Source organism: Shewanella sp. HN-41, from assembly GCF_000217915.1.
Lineage (GTDB): Bacteria > Pseudomonadota > Gammaproteobacteria > Enterobacterales > Shewanellaceae > Shewanella.
In genome coordinates this window covers 62,972-80,299 of record NZ_AFOZ01000018.1, presented here as the reverse complement: position 1 = coordinate 80,299, position 17,328 = coordinate 62,972, and the positions used below count along the sequence as shown (strand labels likewise).

Genomic DNA, 17,328 nt, shown 5'->3' with positions numbered 1-17,328 from the left:
GTTTTTTATGGCTGAAGCTTATCTTGATTGCAGAATATCGTTAATCAGCTTATTTCTTACGCCAAGTAGTGCCACTTGGGCCATCTTCCAAAACTACGCCGAGTTCATTCAAACGATTGCGCGCCACATCGGCGGCGGCCCAATCTTTTTCGGTACGGGCACGGTTACGTTCAACGATTAAAGCTTCAATTTCTGCCACTTCATCATCACTGCCCTCACCCTTAAAGAAGGCACTCGGATCTTGGCTTAACAGCCCTAGTACATCGGCTAATTGCTTCATCGCCACCGCAAGGGCCGATGCCTTAGCAATATCCGTCGTTTTTAGGCGATTAATTTCACGCACCATATCAAAAAGCACTGAGTAAGCTTCTGGGGTGTTAAAATCATCGTCCATTGCCGCTTTAAACTTAGCGACAAATTCCTCCGCTGGGTCGGCAGCAACGGTCAAGTCAACATCTTTAATCGCCGTATACAAACGTTCTAGCGCAGCACGAGCTTGTTTTAAATTCTCTTCAGAGTAATTCAATTGGCTGCGATAGTGGCCCGATAACAGGAAGTAACGCACTGTTTCGGCATCGTAATGTCCGAGTACATCGCGAATGGTGAAGAAGTTGCCTAAGGATTTTGACATCTTTTCACGGTCAACCATCACCATGCCCGTGTGCATCCAATAGTTCACATATGGCGTGTCATGGGCACAGCAAGACTGAGCGATTTCGTTTTCATGGTGTGGGAACTGTAAGTCAGAGCCGCCGCCATGAATATCAAAATGCAGCCCCAAATGTTTGCTGTTCATGGCAGAGCATTCAATGTGCCAGCCAGGACGACCCGGCCCCCAAGGTGATTCCCACGTTGGCTCGCCGGGTTTAGACATTTTCCACAGCACGAAATCCATTGGATTTTGCTTGTTTTCGTCCACTTCAACCCGAGCACCAGCTTGCAGTTGATCTAAATTTTGCCCAGATAAACGGCCATAATCAGGGTAAGATGCCACACTGAATAGCACATCACCATCGGCGGCAACATAGGCGTGACCACGTTCAAGTAAACGCTCAACCATATCGATGATTTCTTCAATATGTAGGGTTGCCCGCGGCTCAAAGTCAGGACGCAACATATTTAATGCATCAAAATCCCGATGCATCTCGCCAATCAAACGCTCGGTTAAGGCTTCACAGCTTTCATTATTTTCGTTAGCACGTTTAATAATTTTGTCATCGACATCGGTAATATTGCGCTGAAAATTCACCTCATAGCCCACATAACGCAGGTAACGCACGATCATGTCAAAGGAAACAAAAGTACGCCCGTGACCAATATGACAGAGATCGTATATGGTCACACCACACACGTACATTCCAATTTTTCCGGGGTTGATTGGCTTAAATTCCTGTTTTTGGCGGGTAATACTGTTGTAAATCTTCAACATCGGCATTCTCTTCAATAATACATTCAGGAGTAAAATCAAGGAGTCAGTTTATCATGGCCGGACGGCTTTTGAATACTGCACTTTGCGCGCAATCCGAGATAAGTTAGAATCGCGCCACTATTTACTGAGAGTATGAAAACATGATCACATTACACACCAATTTGGGCGACATTAAACTGCAACTGAATGCTGAAAAAGCACCATTAACCGTAGCAAATTTCATGAAATATGTTGACGATGGTTTCTTCGACGGTACGATTTTCCACCGTGTAATTGACGGTTTTATGATCCAAGGTGGTGGTTTTACTGCGGATATGAACCAAAAACGCTGCAGTGAGCCAGTAAAGAATGAAGCCAACAACGGCTTATCAAATCGCACTGGCACTATCGCCATGGCACGCACCTCTGATCCCCATTCGGCTACAGCGCAGTTTTTCATTAACGTAAACGATAATACTTTCCTCGATTTCAAATCAGAAACCTCTCAAGGTTGGGGTTACTGCGTATTCGGTGAAGTGGTTGAAGGTATGGACGTTATCGAAAAAATTAAAGCGGTTAGCACTGGCAATCGCGGCATGCATCAGGATGTGCCATTAGAGGCCGTTGTGATTGAAAAAGTCAGCGTTGCGGCATAATCCCTGCGAATGCGAACTCTATTTATAGGCGATCTGCACCTGAGTGCAGATCGTCTTGATATCACCCAAGCGTTCACTCGCTTCCTCGACACAGAGCTCGATGATGCCGAGGCACTCTATATTCTTGGTGATTTGTTTGAAGTCTGGGTTGGTGATGATATCGCCGCACCTTTTGCCCTCGACCTCGCCGAAAAGCTTAGGCAAGTGTCACATAAGCTGCCAGTGTATTTTATCCACGGCAATCGGGACTTTATGCTAGGTAAACATTTTGCACGCGCTGCTGGCATGCAAATATTACCCGAAATCACCTGTCTAAAGTTATACGGTGTCGACACTGTCATTTTGCACGGCGATAGCCTATGCACTTTAGATAAAGCCTATCAACGCTTTAGAAAATTACGTAGTTTTGCCCTCGCCCGTTGGCTTTACGGCTGTCTGTCTAAAAAAAGGCGCCAAGGTATTGCCGATAAAATCCGTCGCAAAAGTAAGAGCAGTAATAAGCAAAAAAGCGACACCATCATGGATGTTGAGCCTAATGCTGTCGATGCGCTATTTGCCAAGACACACACTCAACATATGATCCACGGTCATACCCATAGGCCTGCAATTCATCAACTTGAGAATGGCAATAAGCGTATTGTGGTCGGTGATTGGTATGAACAAGGCAGTGTACTCAGTGTGAGCACTGAAGGGCTGAGTTTACTTCGTTTACCCTTCGATTCAGCATCATAGGTGAACTGTTAAGCATATTAACGGTTCTACGGGGCCGTTAATCGTTATAGAAGCGGCTTGCTTCACACTATTTCACCCAATAAAACTGGACCAGGTTATAGTGGTTGCCCGCTATGGAACCGAAATTCATCATCCGCAGCCATAATCAGTTCAGCTTCCCGCTCACCAAAATAGGCGACCCGTTCACTGATATCCTCAGGTGAAACCAACTGAGCCAAGCTTAAATAGTCTTCATAATGCCTCGCCTCTGAGCGCAGTAAAGACACATAAAACTTACCTAATTGCGCATCTAAATACGGGGCTAGCTTAGCAAAGCGCTCACAGGAGCGTGCTTCGATATACGCCCCGACTATTAATTTATCTCTTAGGATATCTTTCTCATGGGTAGTCACATGGCTCATCATACCCTTGGCGTAACGGCCAGCGCGGATATTTCGGTAAGGAATGTGTCTGGCGCGCATCAATTCTAATACCTGCTCGAAGTGATGGAACTCTTCCTTAATCAATCGGATCAGTGGTGGAATAAGGTCCTGCGCGAATTTAAAGTGTTCATTAGGCTGCAAAGATGCGATCAACTCATTCTTTTTTACATCCCGGGCAAGAAACTGTTCAATATTGCGATCCTTAAGATAAACAAACTCCTCATAGGGTTTAGCCCAAGTTAGTAACGAGCGGCCACTGTCTTGACTCAAGGCATAACGTCTTAACAAGAACATCGCGGTCTGAGCGGCCTTTAGCTCGCAATTACAATGGTCTATCAGTAACTCCTCTAAAGAAGACTCCGCACGTGCGATATCAATCCAAGTTTGGGGAGTTTCACAACGAAGAAAACCATGAATAGGGGCCAATAATTGCTGCATAACTCACTCAACCTCATTAAAAAAATCACGCTATTTTACGCATATTTAGCCATAAGCTGTAGCATTAGCTTTCAGTAAACTTGACGACCTGAACTTTTTGTTCAATAAATAATCTACACTCTAAGGAACTGAGATCCAGATCACTAAGGCGCTCAGGATCCAAAGGGTGAAATCAATGGTGATTAAAAGGATAGGGGACATTTTAATCACCATTGCGGAGCTGTTATCAGCTCGTCTGACGTTTGGCGAGCCATTCATCAATGCTGAACAAGGATAATTATAATGATACTAAATCACTTAATGGGGCTATACACTCATCCAAAACAAGAGTGGCAGACGATTGAAAAAAACCATGAAGCACTAAAGAGTAGCTTAAGTCATGTATTACTTATTGCTTTAATTCCTGCGATTTGCAGTTATATTGCCACGGCATATATAGGCTGGAATCCTGGGGCTGGCGAACCTATTTACCTTACACCTCAAAGCGCAATGTTTATGTCAGCGGGCATGTATCTAGGCCTGATTGCAGGCGTATTCGCCCTCGCCTATTTAGCCTACTGGATGGCAAAAACCTTTGATGCACAGCCAACTTACACTCAAGCATTAGAGCTTGCTTCCTACACTGCAACCCCCTTGTTTATGGTGGGGATCGCAGCACTTTATCCCGTACTCTGGTTTATTATGATTGTTGGGCTGATAGGTTTAGCCTACTCGGTCTATTTACTCTACGCTGGCGTGCCGATCATTATGAATATTCCAGAGGAGAAAGGCTTTATCTACGCCAGCTCCATGGTTACTGCGGGTCTTGTACTCCTCGTGGGATTAATGGCTGCGAGTGTCATCCTTTGGAGTTTAGGATTTGGACCTATGTATCAATAACGGCTAAAGCCTATTGGCCTAGGTTGTCTTATTCAGTAAACATAAAAAAGGCCCTAGATAAAATCTATGGGCCTTCTTTAATATATGTTAGCCATCGAGTGTAATTTAACGCTCAATCGACATATTAGCGCAACACTTATTCAACACTTATTCAAAAGAGTCACGCAGTACAACCGTGAGATTAAAGACTAAATGTTCCGGCGCTGAGTCTTTATTATCGGCACAGAAATAGCCTTCACGCTCAAACTGATAAGCCTTCTCGGCTGGTGCATTCACTAGACTAGCCTCAACCATCCCATTTACAACGACTAAAGATTCAGGATTTAATACCTCATCCACGGTCTCAGCAGCCGCAGGATTAGGATCGGTGAATAAGCGCTGATATAAACGAAATTCTGCAGGTTTCGCGCTAGAAGCCTCAACCCAGTGGATCACACCTTTGACTTTACGGCCATCTGCAGGATTTTTACCAAGAGTTTCAGGATCATAAGTACAGTACACCACAGTGATATTACCTTCGCTGTCTTTATCACAGCGCTCGGCCTTGATCACATAGGCATTACGCAAACGTACTTCTTTACCTGTGACTAAACGTTTGTATTGCTTGTTGGCTTCTTCTTTAAAATCGGCCACATCAATCAATATTTCACGACCAAAGGCTAATTCACGCGTCCCCATGCTCTCATCATTTGGATGAGCGGCCGCTTGAATGGTCTCAATTTGCCCCTCAGGATAATTCTCAATCACCACTTTTAATGGACGTAGTACTGCCATTGCGCGCGGTGCGTGTTCGTTAAGCTCTTCACGAATACAAGCATCGAGCATGGCCGCTTCGATCATATTTTCTTGTTTAGTGATACCAATGCGCTGACAAAACTCACGAATTGATGCGGGTGTATAACCCCGACGACGTAGGCCTGCAATGGTCGGCATGCGAGGGTCATCCCAGCCAGAGACGAGCTTACGGGTCACAAGATCGTTAAGTTTACGCTTAGACATTAAGGTATATTCGAGATTCAAGCGTGAAAACTCGTACTGACGGGTACGGTTTGGTGCTTGAAAATCATCTAAATTATCCAATACCCAGTCATAAAGGCGGCGGTTGTCTTGGAACTCTAACGTACATAATGAATGGGTAATATGCTCCAAAGCATCGGAAATACAGTGGGTAAAATCGTACATAGGATATATGCACCACTTGTCACCGGTTTGGTGATGATGTGCAAAGCGGATGCGGTAAATAACCGGATCACGCATACACATAAAGGGTGATGCCATATCGATTTTGGCACGCAGCGCACACTCACCTTCTTTGAATTCACCTAAACGCATTTTTTCAAATAAATGCTGATTTTCTTCCACGGAAGTATCACGATATGGGCTATTTTTGCCCGGCTCTTTTAGGGTGCCACGGTATTCACGGGTTTCATCGGCATTCAAGAAACACACATAGGCCAAACCTTTATTGATCAGCTCCAGCGCATATTGATGTAACTGGTCAAAATAATTGGATGAATAACGAACATCACCATCCCATTGGAATCCAAGCCAACGCACATCCGCCTGAATAGAATTAACATAATCTATGTCTTCTTTTTCAGGATTGGTATCGTCAAAACGTAAATTGCATAGACCTTTATAGTCACGCGCTATGCCAAAATTTAGGCAGATAGATTTGGCATGGCCTATATGTAAGTAGCCATTCGGCTCTGGCGGGAAACGGGTCTGCACACTCGTGTGCTTACCACTCTGCAGATCCTCATCTATGATATTACGAATAAAGTTACTCGGACGTACTTCAGTGTCCACATGACTCATGGAATTCCTCTTTGCGAACAATGGCAATTTTAAGAAAACCAGCATGATCCTACAGATCACTACTAGTTACAATGCCTAGTGCTAAAAACTCTGATTTTTAGACAGTCTGGGGTTATTACCGTGATAGTAAAACAATAAAAGCAGCCATGAAAGCTGCTTTTATCTTTGTCTTCACTGGGCTGACATTTCTTATTCAGTAATGATGCGGATCCCAGGAATGATCTGCTGAGTTCTTTTTCCCTTATGTTTAAGCCAAAGGTAGAACCCCGCCAAAGCCAATAGGAAGAAACCGATCCACAGACTCGATTGTACAGGATGCTGCGTAAAGGTTGCCGCTTGATAGACCACAGTCGCAGAGCCATAGGCCAGTGAGAAAGTCCACGTAGCCGCAAATGTCGCCCAACGGGAGCCAAACTCATGCACTAAGGCGCCCATCGCCGCGACACAAGGGGTATACAACAAGATAAACAGCAAGTAAGAGAATGCCGCAATTTTGCCACTGAAACCAGCTTGCAGGGCACCGAAGGTCGATGTCGCCACACCTTGCTCTTCTGCTATCGCTTCTTTATTGGTCAAATCACCAACCGACAACTTCAACGGATCTTCCAGATCAATTCCAAACAAGTTTGCAGGAATCGTCGCCAGAGCCGCATTAAAACTTTCACTCAATGGCGTAAGCTCTTCATCAGCGGGCGCAGCAGTGCTGTACAAACTGTTTAAGGTACCAACAACCGCTTCTTTGGCAAAAATACCCGTGATAATACCCACCGTTGCTGGCCAGTTATCCTGCTCTATTCCCATAGGTGAGAAGATTGGCGTGATTTTTTGGCTCGCAACACTCAACAAAGATGCTTGGCTATCTTCATGGCCGAAGGTGCCATCAACACCTATGGCATTGATAAAGTTCAATAAGGTTACCACCAGCACAATCGTTTTCCCCGCACCAAGAATAAAGCTCTTAGTGCGTTTGCCTGTACGGACCATAACGGCTTTAAATTTTGGCATCTCATAGCTTGGCAGTTCCATCACCACAGCACTGCTGGTGCCGGGCAACAGGGTGCTTCTGAGTAATAAACCCGTACCGATAGCGGCAAAGATACCAATAACGTAAAGCAAGAAGACTAAATTCTGCCCAGAATCGGGGAAAAAAGCCGCAGCAAAGAGTGCATAAACGGGTAAACGAGCACCACAGGACATAAAATGGCGCCATCATACCCGTGACAATACGTTCACGCTCGCTGCCTAAGGTTCGTGTCGCCATAATCGCAGGCACCGAACAACCAAAGCCAACAATCATAGGCACAAAGGCTTTACCAGGCAGACCGATACGGCGCATCAAGCCATCGACCACAAATGCGGCACGTGCCATATAGCCAGAACCTTCAAGCACCGACAAACCAAGGAACAGAGCAGCGATCACAGGGATAAAGGTCGATACCGTTTGAATGCCTTGACCAACACCACCCGCAAGTAGAGTCACTAACCACTCCGGCGCCCCAATATTGGTTAACATGGCACCAAAATGATCGACAAAAAGCGCGCCAGCAAACACGTCGAAGAAATCGATAAAGGCACTGCCGATATTAATGCTGAACATAAACATTAGGTACATCACAAGTAAAAATACCGGAATACCAAGCACTGGATGCAACACCAGCTTATCTAATTTGTCGGTCAGTGTCAGAAAGTCATCTGCTTTCACTGAGCTTTTGAAAACACGCTCAACAAAATTGAACCTTGTGGTGGCAACCATCACTTCAATATCATGGCCTTGCGAAGATATTTGTGCAGTGCAAGTATTCACTTCATCCTGCAGTTCGGCATTCTTGCAGCTACCGCAGCCCGAACCATTTCCGAGCATTGCCAAGGCGCGGCCACGGCTTAATTGGGGATCTTTACTGCAAAGTAAGCTCACACCCGCTTCAATTTGTGCATCATAATTGAGCATTAATGGTGCTTCAGAAACTTTGCCTTGGAGCAAATCCAGCACTTGAGCTTGTACTTTAGTGACATCGGCGCTATCCCGTGAGCAAACTCCGATAACTGGACATCCCAGTTCTTGGCTCATCTTGTGCACATCGACTTTGATGCCGCGTTTGATGGCCGCATCAATCTTATTGAGCACGACCACCATAGGAATGGCGAGTTCTCGCAGTTGGGCCGTAAGGTATAAATGCCGCTCTATGTTAGTGGCATCGACTAAATTGATAATGCCATCAACCCTTTGTTCGGCTATATATTGTTGGGCAATTTGCTCATCGAGGGAACAATCACAACTACTACCCGCGGGCAGCAAATCATAAATGCCAGGCAAGTCAGTTAAATACACATCGGCACCATTTAAGGTGAAATGACCCGTTTTCTTCTCAACGGTCACACCTGACCAGTTACCGACCTGTTGATTCGCGCCAGTCAGCGCGTTAAAGAGTGTCGATTTACCCGCATTAGGGTTACCAACTGTGACGCAATGAAACTGCTTAGTCATTCGCCTTTTCCACCTCAATGATGTCTGCCAAGTCTCTGCGCATACAAAGTTTACTACCACGAATATCCAATTCTAAACCTGAGCCCATAGGCGCACGTCGGATCAAAGCAAATCGAGTATTTGGCGTGATCCCCATAGATAATAATTTGCGCTTCACTGTTTGCGGCAGATCTAATCGCCCGATTTCAGAAATAATGCCACGATCACCGGGACTGAGTTCGCTTAACTTCATTACGTATTCCACCTTGCAACCGCTTCAGCTTGAAAAACTGTACTCATTGTAACTGAGCCATAAACCGAATAATTTTACCTAGATCAATATTTTTGACTGGTAACGATAATAGTTTTCAATTGTGTTGAGTATTATGTGACAAAAATCCCAATGAATAAACGGCCTGCCGAAAATAAAAATCCATTTTTAAATTCATCAGCTTCAAAAGTAAAAAAAGTAAACGAACGCCCAGTGGACACAAATGAGATTAAGATCACATTTTTTCATTATAACCAGCTAAATCATCCCTCTTTACCATCAAAACACCAGCAAAACACCGTCAAAATGTTAAGCAGTTGTCACGTGTCTGTTCTAATATTAATCAGCTTGATTAAACTAAATTAGCAATGTCGAAAGCTTCAAAAATAACAAATAAAACGCACTCGGGAAAAGATGAACATGGATATAAGGTTAAAGTTCAATAGCATAGTGAAAGCTATGTTTGCTGTTATGTTATCAATAGCGAGCCTTTCGGCCCCAGCGACCCCCTGGGATGATAAAAGCCCAGAGGAAGTCGTAGCAACATTAGACAAAAAATTTGCCGAAGGTCAGTACTCTGCGAAGGGGGCCGATACTTGTCTGATGTGTCATAAAAAAAGTGCCGTGGTGATGGCTGTATTTGATGGAGTGCATGGTAACCCTAATATAAAAGACTCCCCGATGGCAGATTTACAGTGCGAAGCCTGCCACGGTCCTCTCGGCATCCATAATAAAGGTGGCAAAGAGCCAATGATCACCTTTGGCCCGAATTCTCCCGTACCCGCACAAAAACAAAATAGTGTCTGCATGAGCTGCCATAACGACGACCAACGCATCGCGTGGAAAGGCAACCACCACGATAACGCCGATATTGCCTGTAGCAGTTGCCATCAAGTTCACACGGCCAAGGATCCTATCGGCGATAAAGCCAATGAAGTTGCCATCTGTAGCCAGTGCCATACTCAGCAAAAAGCCGACATGCATAAACGTTCATCGCATCCATTGCAATGGCAACAAATGGTTTGCAGTGATTGCCACAATCCCCATGGCAGTCTAAACGATTCAAGCTTGAAACAAATGAGCGTGAATGAAAACTGCTATAGCTGCCACGCCGAAAAACGTGGTCCAAAACTGTGGGAACACGCCCCGGTTACGGACAACTGTGCTAATTGCCATAACCCCCACGGTAGCGTGAATGAGTCCATGCTGATAAGCAAACCACCACAATTATGCCAGCAATGCCACGCATCCGATGGCCACAGTAGCAATGCTTACTTCGGTAATCAAACCAATGCCTTTACCTCGGGTAATTCCTGTATGAATTGCCATGGACAGGTACATGGTTCAAATCATCCATCTGGCAAGTTACTGCAGAGATAACAAGGGAATGATCATGCGAATAGCGAAAACATCGACTCCTAGTGCTTGTTTCTCAGTCACTTTGCTAGCTTGGGCAATTAGTGGCGTGTTGAGTCAAGCCCATGCGGAAGGCTATGAAGTCCAAAAAGCCAATCGTAACAGTATCAAAACAGAGGCTTGGAGCTGTAAACAATGTCAGCCTAAAACAGGACATATTGGCAGTGTCAGCGCTACTCTGGCTTATAATGATGGCGAAGATAGCCGCTTTGGAAATATGACAGGTACGGATAAGGATGGTCTTGTTGGCGCCGTCGGTGCCGATATGCAGTACAAAACACCGACGGGTTATCAAACCCAACTCGTTATCGATAACTTAGGTTATGATGCGAGCTCGGCCAAACTCACCACGGGAAGACCGGGTAACTATCAAATCAACTTAGCTTACCGCGGCTTAGCGACCTATAACTACAATCAGTTAAAGAGCCCCTATGTTGCAGAACAAGATAAGATGCTGTTACCCGATAACTGGGTTTCGGGCAGCACGACGCAAACCATGCCGATGCTACAGAGCAGCCTTGTCAATCAAGATTTGAGCCTTCAGCGGGATCGCTTCACACTCGGTGGTTACTATGCAGGCAAAATGTCATCGAACAGCCAGTATAAAGCTTCACTCAGTTACCAACATGAAGACCGAAGCGGGGCAAAAAAAACCAGTGCTAATATACTCACCAATAGCGTGATGCTCGCGCAATCTATTGATGACAGTAGCGATCAAGTCGATGCAAGCGTTTATTTTAGTGGTATGGGTTGGCAGGCAGGCATCAATAGCCAGGTGAACCAATATAAAAATGATCACCAAGCACTTCAGTGGCAATCGGCTTACACGCCCACCTTTGGTGCCGCATATATAGGGCAGAATGCGGTCGACCCTGACAATAAGGCCTATCGAGTGGCAGCAGAAGCCGCCGGTGGAGCCAATGGTCATAATGTGCTCATGCACGCAGGTTTTAGCCGAATGTCCCAAGATGAAACATTTATCCCAGCAACCATTAATGGTCCGTCCCCTGTCTTGCCAGTGGATAATCTCGACGGTCAAGTGGATATCCTCGAGATGATCCTGAAATATTCGGGCCGGATCACCCAAAATTTCAGCGTGCAGGCAAGCTATAACTACCAAGATAGGGACAATAAAACGGATAAGTTAGACTTTCCACAGGTTGTCACCGACAGTTTTCACCAGGGCACGGCGCAAAACAGCCTTTATGATAAACAAACCAACAAGTTCGAACTTAAGGGTAAATACCGTTTTACATCATCGGCCTATGCCGAAGCGGGTTACATTCGTGATGAAAATGATTACACCGAGCTTGATCGGCAATCCGTCGATGAGTACGGCGTATTTGCTAAACTAAGTTATCGTTATTCGCCCACTTGGTCGGTCTGGTTAAAAGGAGAAGCACTGGAGCGTGATGGTAGTGAATACGATCCGGTGGCAACGACCCAGAGTCCCAGTAATCCTTGGTTACGAAAATCCTACCTTGCGGACAGGAAAAGACAAAAAGTCACCTTACACACTGATTACCAAAGTGATATTGGTCTCTCACTCGGCGCAAGTTTGCACAGTGTCGATGATGATTATCACCACACATCAGTGGGTTTAACCCAAGTATCCTACATAGGTTACGACATGTCGGCGCAATATGCCCTCAGTAATGATCTCAGTTTAAATGCCTACCTCAATCAAGACTGGCGCGATTCCGATCAGGCGGGAAGCAATCGTTTCTCAACCCCCGATTGGTACAGTACATCCGAAGAGAAATCCACCCTCATTGGCGCAGGCATAGTCTATCAAAATCTATTCGATAACCATCTCGATATAGGCTTGGATTATAGCTATTCGGATGGTCAGAGTGACACAGACGTCACCTATGGTATCACCAGCCCCTACGGTGACTACTATGCCCGCAAACATAATGTTAATGCCTACGCCAAATATAAGTTTGCCCAGAGCATGTCGCTGCGCGTCGATTGGTTATTCGAGAAATATCAAGATGCAAACTGGCAAAACCAAAACACCACTTGGGACACAGTCCCCAATGTGCTCAGTTTTGGCGATATGAGCCATGACTATAACGCCCATTACCTAGGCTTGACCTTAAGCTACCAAATGTAACTTAGGCATTTACAGCGTATTCCAAGGATAGAAATATGAACAAGTTTGCAAAATTTAGCACACAATTGAGCCTGTTGCTGGCCTTAACCACACTACTCACCGCCTGTGGTGGCAGCGATGGTAATGATGGTGATCCCGGCGAGCCCGGTAAACCACCGGCAATGACGATCAGTAGCCTAAACATCATGGTCGATAACGTCACCGTCTCCGATGGCATTGCCCAAGTCGATTACCAGGTGAGCAACCAAGACGATGAAGCTGTGGTCGGCATTCCTTCGGCAACCTTCATTGCCGCGCAATTACTTCCCCAAGGCGCCACAGGTGCAGGTAATAGCAGCGAGTGGCAGCATTTTACCTCTGAAACCTGCGCAGCTTCATGCCCCGGCACTTTTGTCGACCATAAAAACGGCCATTACAGCTATCGTTTTAGTGCCACATTTAACGGCATGAATGGCGTAGCTTTCCTTAACGATGCCACCCAACGCTTAGTCATCAAACTTGGTGGAGATGCATTAGCCGATGGCACTGCACTCCCCATCACTAATCAACACTATGATTGGCAAACTTCGGGCAATACTTTGGCCTACACCCGCAACTTAATCACGATTGAAACCTGTAATAGTTGCCACAGCAATTTGGCTTTCCATGGTGGACGCTATAATCAAGTTGAAACCTGTGTAACCTGCCATAACAGTAAAAAAGTCAGCAACCCTGCGGATATTTTCCCACAGATGATCCACAGTAAACACTTAACGGGTTTCCCTCAAGCCATCAACAATTGCCAAACTTGCCATGCAGATAACCCAGATTTAGCCGAACGTCAGAATTGGCATAGAGTGCCGACTATGGAAGCCTGCGGCGCCTGCCATACTCAAATCAACTTCCCCACGGGTCAAGGCCATCCCACACAAGCGGATAATAGCAATTGTGTCGCCTGTCATAATGCCGATTGGACGGCTAGCGTGCACAGTAATGAAACTCAAACAGCCGCTTTGGCTCAGTTTAGCCCTAGCATCAGCAGTGCGAGCATGGATGCCAATGGCACTGTGACTATCGCCGTCACCCTGACCAACCCCAGCACAGGCACTGCTTACGCTGATAGTGCTGACAAATTGAAATTTATCAGCGATTTAAGGGTTTATGCCAACTGGGGAACCAGTTTCGACTATAGCACCCGCTCAGCGCGCTCAATCAGACTCCCCGAGTCCACTCCAATCTCTGGCAGTAATGGTACTTACACCTACACCATTTCGGGTCTAACGGTCCCTGCGGGAACAGAGGCCGACCACGGCGGCTTGGCCATTCAAGGCCGGGTATGCGCCAAGGACAAAGTTTTAGTGGATTGCAGCACTGAACTTGCCGAAGTCCTAGTGATTAAGGCGAGCCATAGTTACTTCGATATGTCAGCCTTAAGTGCCACAGGCAGACGCGACGTCATCAGCAATGCCAACTGTGCTAACTGCCATGGCGATCAACAACTGAATATCCATGGCGCGCGCAACGATTTAGCGGGCCAATGCCAGCTCTGCCACAACCCAAATATGCAGGCCGATGCCACAGCAGCCAATCCATCTATTACCTCTTTTGACTTTAAGCAGTTGATCCATGGTATTCATACCAGCCAATTTGCCGGTTTTGAAGATCTAAACTACCCAGGCAAAATCGGTAATTGTGCTCAATGCCATATTAACGATTCGGCGGGTATATCTACGGTTGCCCTCCCCTTAAATGCGGCTGTTCAACCGCTTGCGCTGAACAACGGCACCTTTACCAGCCCGATTGCTGCGGTGTGCAGTAATTGTCACACCAGCGATGCAACCCATAGCCATATGATGCAACAAGGTGCAGTGTTTGCGGGTACTAAAGCAGATGCAACCGCAGGCACCGAAACCTGTGCTTTCTGTCACGGACAAGGCGCTGTAGCCGACGTATTAAAAGTTCACCCAATTAACTAACCCTATGATGCTGGCCTAAAAGGCCAGCAACTGCAGATATAAAAGGAACTCATACTATGCAGTCTTCTACCCCTAAAGAAATAGTCAGATCTCAGTCACATTACCCACTTAAAGTGACTGATAAATACCAGTGACTTAGTTAGCCTTACAGATGGAAAACTAATTCCACACATCCTATACGGGTAATGAGATTTATTCTTATCTACCAAAGTGTTTGATGATGATTACAACTATTGCAGGGAAATATCATGATGAAACGGTTCAATTTCAATACCGCAACAAAAGCGATGTTGGGTGCCGGTTTACTTTCACTCCTACTCGCTGGTTGCGGTGGTGATGATGGTAAAGATGGTGAAGACGGAAAACCAGGCGTTGTTGGTGTTAATATCGACTCAACTTCAACATTAAAAGCGAAATTCACAAATGCCACAGTAGATGCGGGCAAAGTCACCGTTGATTTTACATTGGAAAATGCCAATGGTGTGGCCGTGTTAGGCTTAACGAAAGATCACGATTTACGGTTCGGTATTGCCCAGCTCACCCATGTGACTGAAGCAACTGATGATCCAGCCAAACCAGCGGATCGCGGCTATCAATGGCAAGCCTATATCAATGCGAAAAAAGAGCCTGGGACAGCGCCTTCAGGTGTGGATAATCTCAATCCATCAGCTCAATATCAGGCCAACGTTGAAGCCGCGGCTAAATGTGATACATGTTTAGTTGACCACGGTGACGGTAGCTACAGCTACACCTACCAAGCCAACATTACCAATGTGACAGAGCCATTAACCGTCACTTATAGTGCCGACGCGACCCAACGCGCCACAATGGAGCTTGAGTTACCCCAACTTGCAGCTAACGCCCATTTCGATTGGCAACCTTCTACAGGTAAGACTGAAGGCATTCAAACCCGTAATGTGGTTTCTATTCAAGCCTGTTACACCTGTCACCAACCAGAAAGCTTAGAGCTGCATGGTGGTCGTCGTGTCGATATTGAAAACTGTGCATCGTGCCATACTGCAACCTCAGGCGATCCAGAATCAGGCAATAGCATTGAATTCACCTATATGATCCATGCTATCCACAAAGGTGGCGAGCGTCATACCTTCGACGAGACAGGCGCAGAAGTACCTGCACCTTACAAGATTGTCGGTTACGGCGGCAAAGTCATCGACTATGGAAAAGTTACTTTCCCACAAAAACCAGCTGCTGACTGTAGTTCTTGCCATGTTGAGGGAGCAAATGCACCTGCCAACGCGGATCTATTCAAGACCGATTTAAGCAACACTGCCTGTATCGGTTGTCATACCGAAAAACCATCTTCTCACCACAGCAGTACAGATTGTACGTCTTGCCACAATGCTACCGAGCCTTACGGTGGTACTGGCAGCGCGGCTAAACGCCATGGCGATGTGCTGAAAGCCTATTCTGAAACTAAAGCAATGGGCATCAAGTTCAGCAATGTAGGTGTGAATGACACTGGCAAAATCACCTTTGATGTTCAAGTTGTTGATAAAGATGGCAATGCTATCGATAAAGCCTTTGTAAACCAAGATTCACGTGTCGTAGTTGCATGGGATTCTGATAAGGATTACCCAAGCTATGCTGATGCATCTTATAGTGCTCGCCGTATTCAGTTGAAAACGGGCGTCTACAATGAGGCAACGAAAGTTTACTCTATTGTAGGAAGTAGTTTTAATTTACCTGCCGATGCAAACGGTAAAACGTTCGAACTCTGGTCAGCATTAGAAGTATGCTTCAACAATGGTGGTTACGGTGTTGCAGATGTTGTGATGACTGATTGTGCTACAGCTGACGTACGTAAGGTCCCTGTCAAAGAAGCACCATACCATTTTGTCTGGAAAGATAGTGGTGTAGATAGCTCAGCGACACCAGCTACACGTCGCCCTATTGTTGACACATCAAATTGTCAAGGCTGTCATAATCAGCAGGTTCTGCATTATGATAATGGGGTAAACTGCCAAACTTGTCATACTCCAGACAAAACACTTAAAGAGACAGTGCGAAATTCAGGTAAGTTTGACCAAGCAACCAGCTTTGCTTGGAAAGCCCATGAAGCTGAAGGACACTATCTGAAATATGCGGGAGTTCAATCAGGCACTGTTCTTAAGAGTGATTGTGCGACTTGCCACGTCGAAAAGAGTGGTGTCGTCACAGGTATTGAACTTGGCCGCGCTCCCGAGCGTACATGGATTTATCCAAACTCAACAACCTACGACAAAGCGGGTGTTTGGGTATCTTCTGATGCTGGAGCATGTTTAAGCTGTCACCAAAAATACCTGTCAGATGCGGCTAAGTCTCACATTGAAGCTAACGGCGGTATCTTAGATGGTACCAGTACAGTCGATGTTCAAACCCGTGCGTCTGAAAGCTGTGCAACTTGTCATACTCCTGCGCAGTTAATGAAAGTCCACGGTAATTAAGTAAAGCGCTCTAATTTAGACAACGGCTTTACCGCTTAAAAGAGAGAGGTCCCCCCTCTCTCTTTTTATTTTCACATCACAATCCGTCGTTTTTTTGATCTAAATTTGTTTTTCACCTGTGGTTTAACTACCTCTTTAGAAATAGAAAGATCCAAGTCACACATTAGCAAAGGCCTTGAAGATTTTCAGGGCATGTTAGGTTAGCCTTTCCTTGGGGAATTCTATTTCCAGCATCCACTTAAGTTGCTTCTAGTGACCAAAAAACACAGACATAGAATCTGTCGGATCTAGAACATAAAAACTTAAGCA

Annotated in this window: 13 protein-coding genes; 7 read left to right on the top strand and 6 right to left on the bottom strand. The window is 45.7% G+C overall.

Translation table 11 applies throughout. From position 1 onward, the window contains the following. Positions 1-49: 49 nt before the first annotated feature. Positions 50-1,429 carry a cysteine--tRNA ligase gene (gene cysS / locus SOHN41_RS07200; protein WP_007647132.1) on the bottom strand — a complete coding sequence of 460 codons (1,380 nt, stop codon included), beginning with the start codon at positions 1,427-1,429 and terminating at the stop codon, positions 50-52. A gap of 140 nt (positions 1,430-1,569) precedes the next feature. Between cysS and SOHN41_RS07195 the strand changes: the two genes are divergently transcribed. Further along, positions 1,570-2,064: a peptidylprolyl isomerase gene (locus tag SOHN41_RS07195; RefSeq protein ID WP_007647130.1), complete on the top strand. Its 495-nt coding sequence runs from the start codon at positions 1,570-1,572 to the stop codon at positions 2,062-2,064. Between the two features lie 9 nt (positions 2,065-2,073). Next, complete coding sequence (locus tag SOHN41_RS07190) at positions 2,074-2,796, top strand: UDP-2,3-diacylglucosamine diphosphatase (RefSeq protein WP_007647128.1); 723 nt, start codon at positions 2,074-2,076, stop codon at positions 2,794-2,796. 95 nt (positions 2,797-2,891) lie between these two features. Here SOHN41_RS07190 and miaE read toward each other — a convergent pair whose 3' ends face one another. Further along, positions 2,892-3,656: a tRNA isopentenyl-2-thiomethyl-A-37 hydroxylase MiaE gene (miaE, locus tag SOHN41_RS07185; RefSeq protein WP_037458381.1), complete on the bottom strand. Its 765-nt coding sequence runs from the start codon at positions 3,654-3,656 to the stop codon at positions 2,892-2,894. A gap of 282 nt (positions 3,657-3,938) precedes the next feature. Here miaE and SOHN41_RS07180 point away from each other — a divergent pair, with 282 nt between their 5' ends. Continuing rightward, entirely contained in the window at positions 3,939-4,535 is a 597-nt protein-coding gene (locus SOHN41_RS07180; RefSeq protein WP_007647125.1) for a Yip1 family protein, read from the top strand. A 147-nt stretch (positions 4,536-4,682) separates the two neighbouring features. Here SOHN41_RS07180 and glnS read toward each other — a convergent pair whose 3' ends face one another. From glnS to SOHN41_RS07165, 4 genes are all read right to left on the bottom strand, one after another. Beyond that, a complete protein-coding gene (gene glnS, locus SOHN41_RS07175) occupies positions 4,683-6,353 on the bottom strand; it encodes a glutamine--tRNA ligase (RefSeq protein WP_007647124.1) in 1,671 nt (556 codons plus the stop codon). A 189-nt stretch (positions 6,354-6,542) separates the two neighbouring features. Next, on the bottom strand, positions 6,543-7,469 hold the full coding sequence (locus SOHN41_RS20365; RefSeq protein ID WP_237703911.1) for a nucleoside recognition domain-containing protein: 927 nt from the start codon (positions 7,467-7,469) through the stop codon (positions 6,543-6,545). Next, positions 7,360-8,838: a ferrous iron transport protein B gene (feoB, locus tag SOHN41_RS20360; protein ID WP_007647119.1), complete on the bottom strand. Its 1,479-nt coding sequence runs from the start codon at positions 8,836-8,838 to the stop codon at positions 7,360-7,362. Before feoB ends, SOHN41_RS20365 begins: the two co-directional genes overlap by 110 nt. Continuing rightward, complete coding sequence (locus SOHN41_RS07165; RefSeq protein WP_007647118.1) at positions 8,831-9,070, bottom strand: FeoA family protein; 240 nt, start codon at positions 9,068-9,070, stop codon at positions 8,831-8,833. The genes feoB and SOHN41_RS07165 overlap by 8 nt, the downstream gene beginning before the upstream one ends. 432 nt (positions 9,071-9,502) lie before the next feature. Here SOHN41_RS07165 and SOHN41_RS07160 point away from each other — a divergent pair, with 432 nt between their 5' ends. From SOHN41_RS07160 to SOHN41_RS07145, 4 genes are all read left to right on the top strand, one after another. Next, entirely contained in the window at positions 9,503-10,468 is a 966-nt protein-coding gene (locus SOHN41_RS07160; protein ID WP_037458378.1) for a DmsE family decaheme c-type cytochrome, read from the top strand. Between the two features lie 13 nt (positions 10,469-10,481). After that, positions 10,482-12,620: an MtrB/PioB family decaheme-associated outer membrane protein gene (locus SOHN41_RS07155; protein WP_007647113.1), complete on the top strand. Its 2,139-nt coding sequence runs from the start codon at positions 10,482-10,484 to the stop codon at positions 12,618-12,620. Positions 12,621-12,655: 35 nt separating this feature from the next. Continuing rightward, on the top strand, positions 12,656-14,575 hold the full coding sequence (locus SOHN41_RS07150) for an OmcA/MtrC family decaheme c-type cytochrome (RefSeq protein ID WP_007647111.1): 1,920 nt from the start codon (positions 12,656-12,658) through the stop codon (positions 14,573-14,575). 248 nt (positions 14,576-14,823) lie between these two features. Beyond that, complete coding sequence (locus SOHN41_RS07145) at positions 14,824-17,019, top strand: OmcA/MtrC family decaheme c-type cytochrome (RefSeq protein WP_007647109.1); 2,196 nt, start codon at positions 14,824-14,826, stop codon at positions 17,017-17,019. The last annotated feature ends 309 nt before the right edge of the window (positions 17,020-17,328 follow it).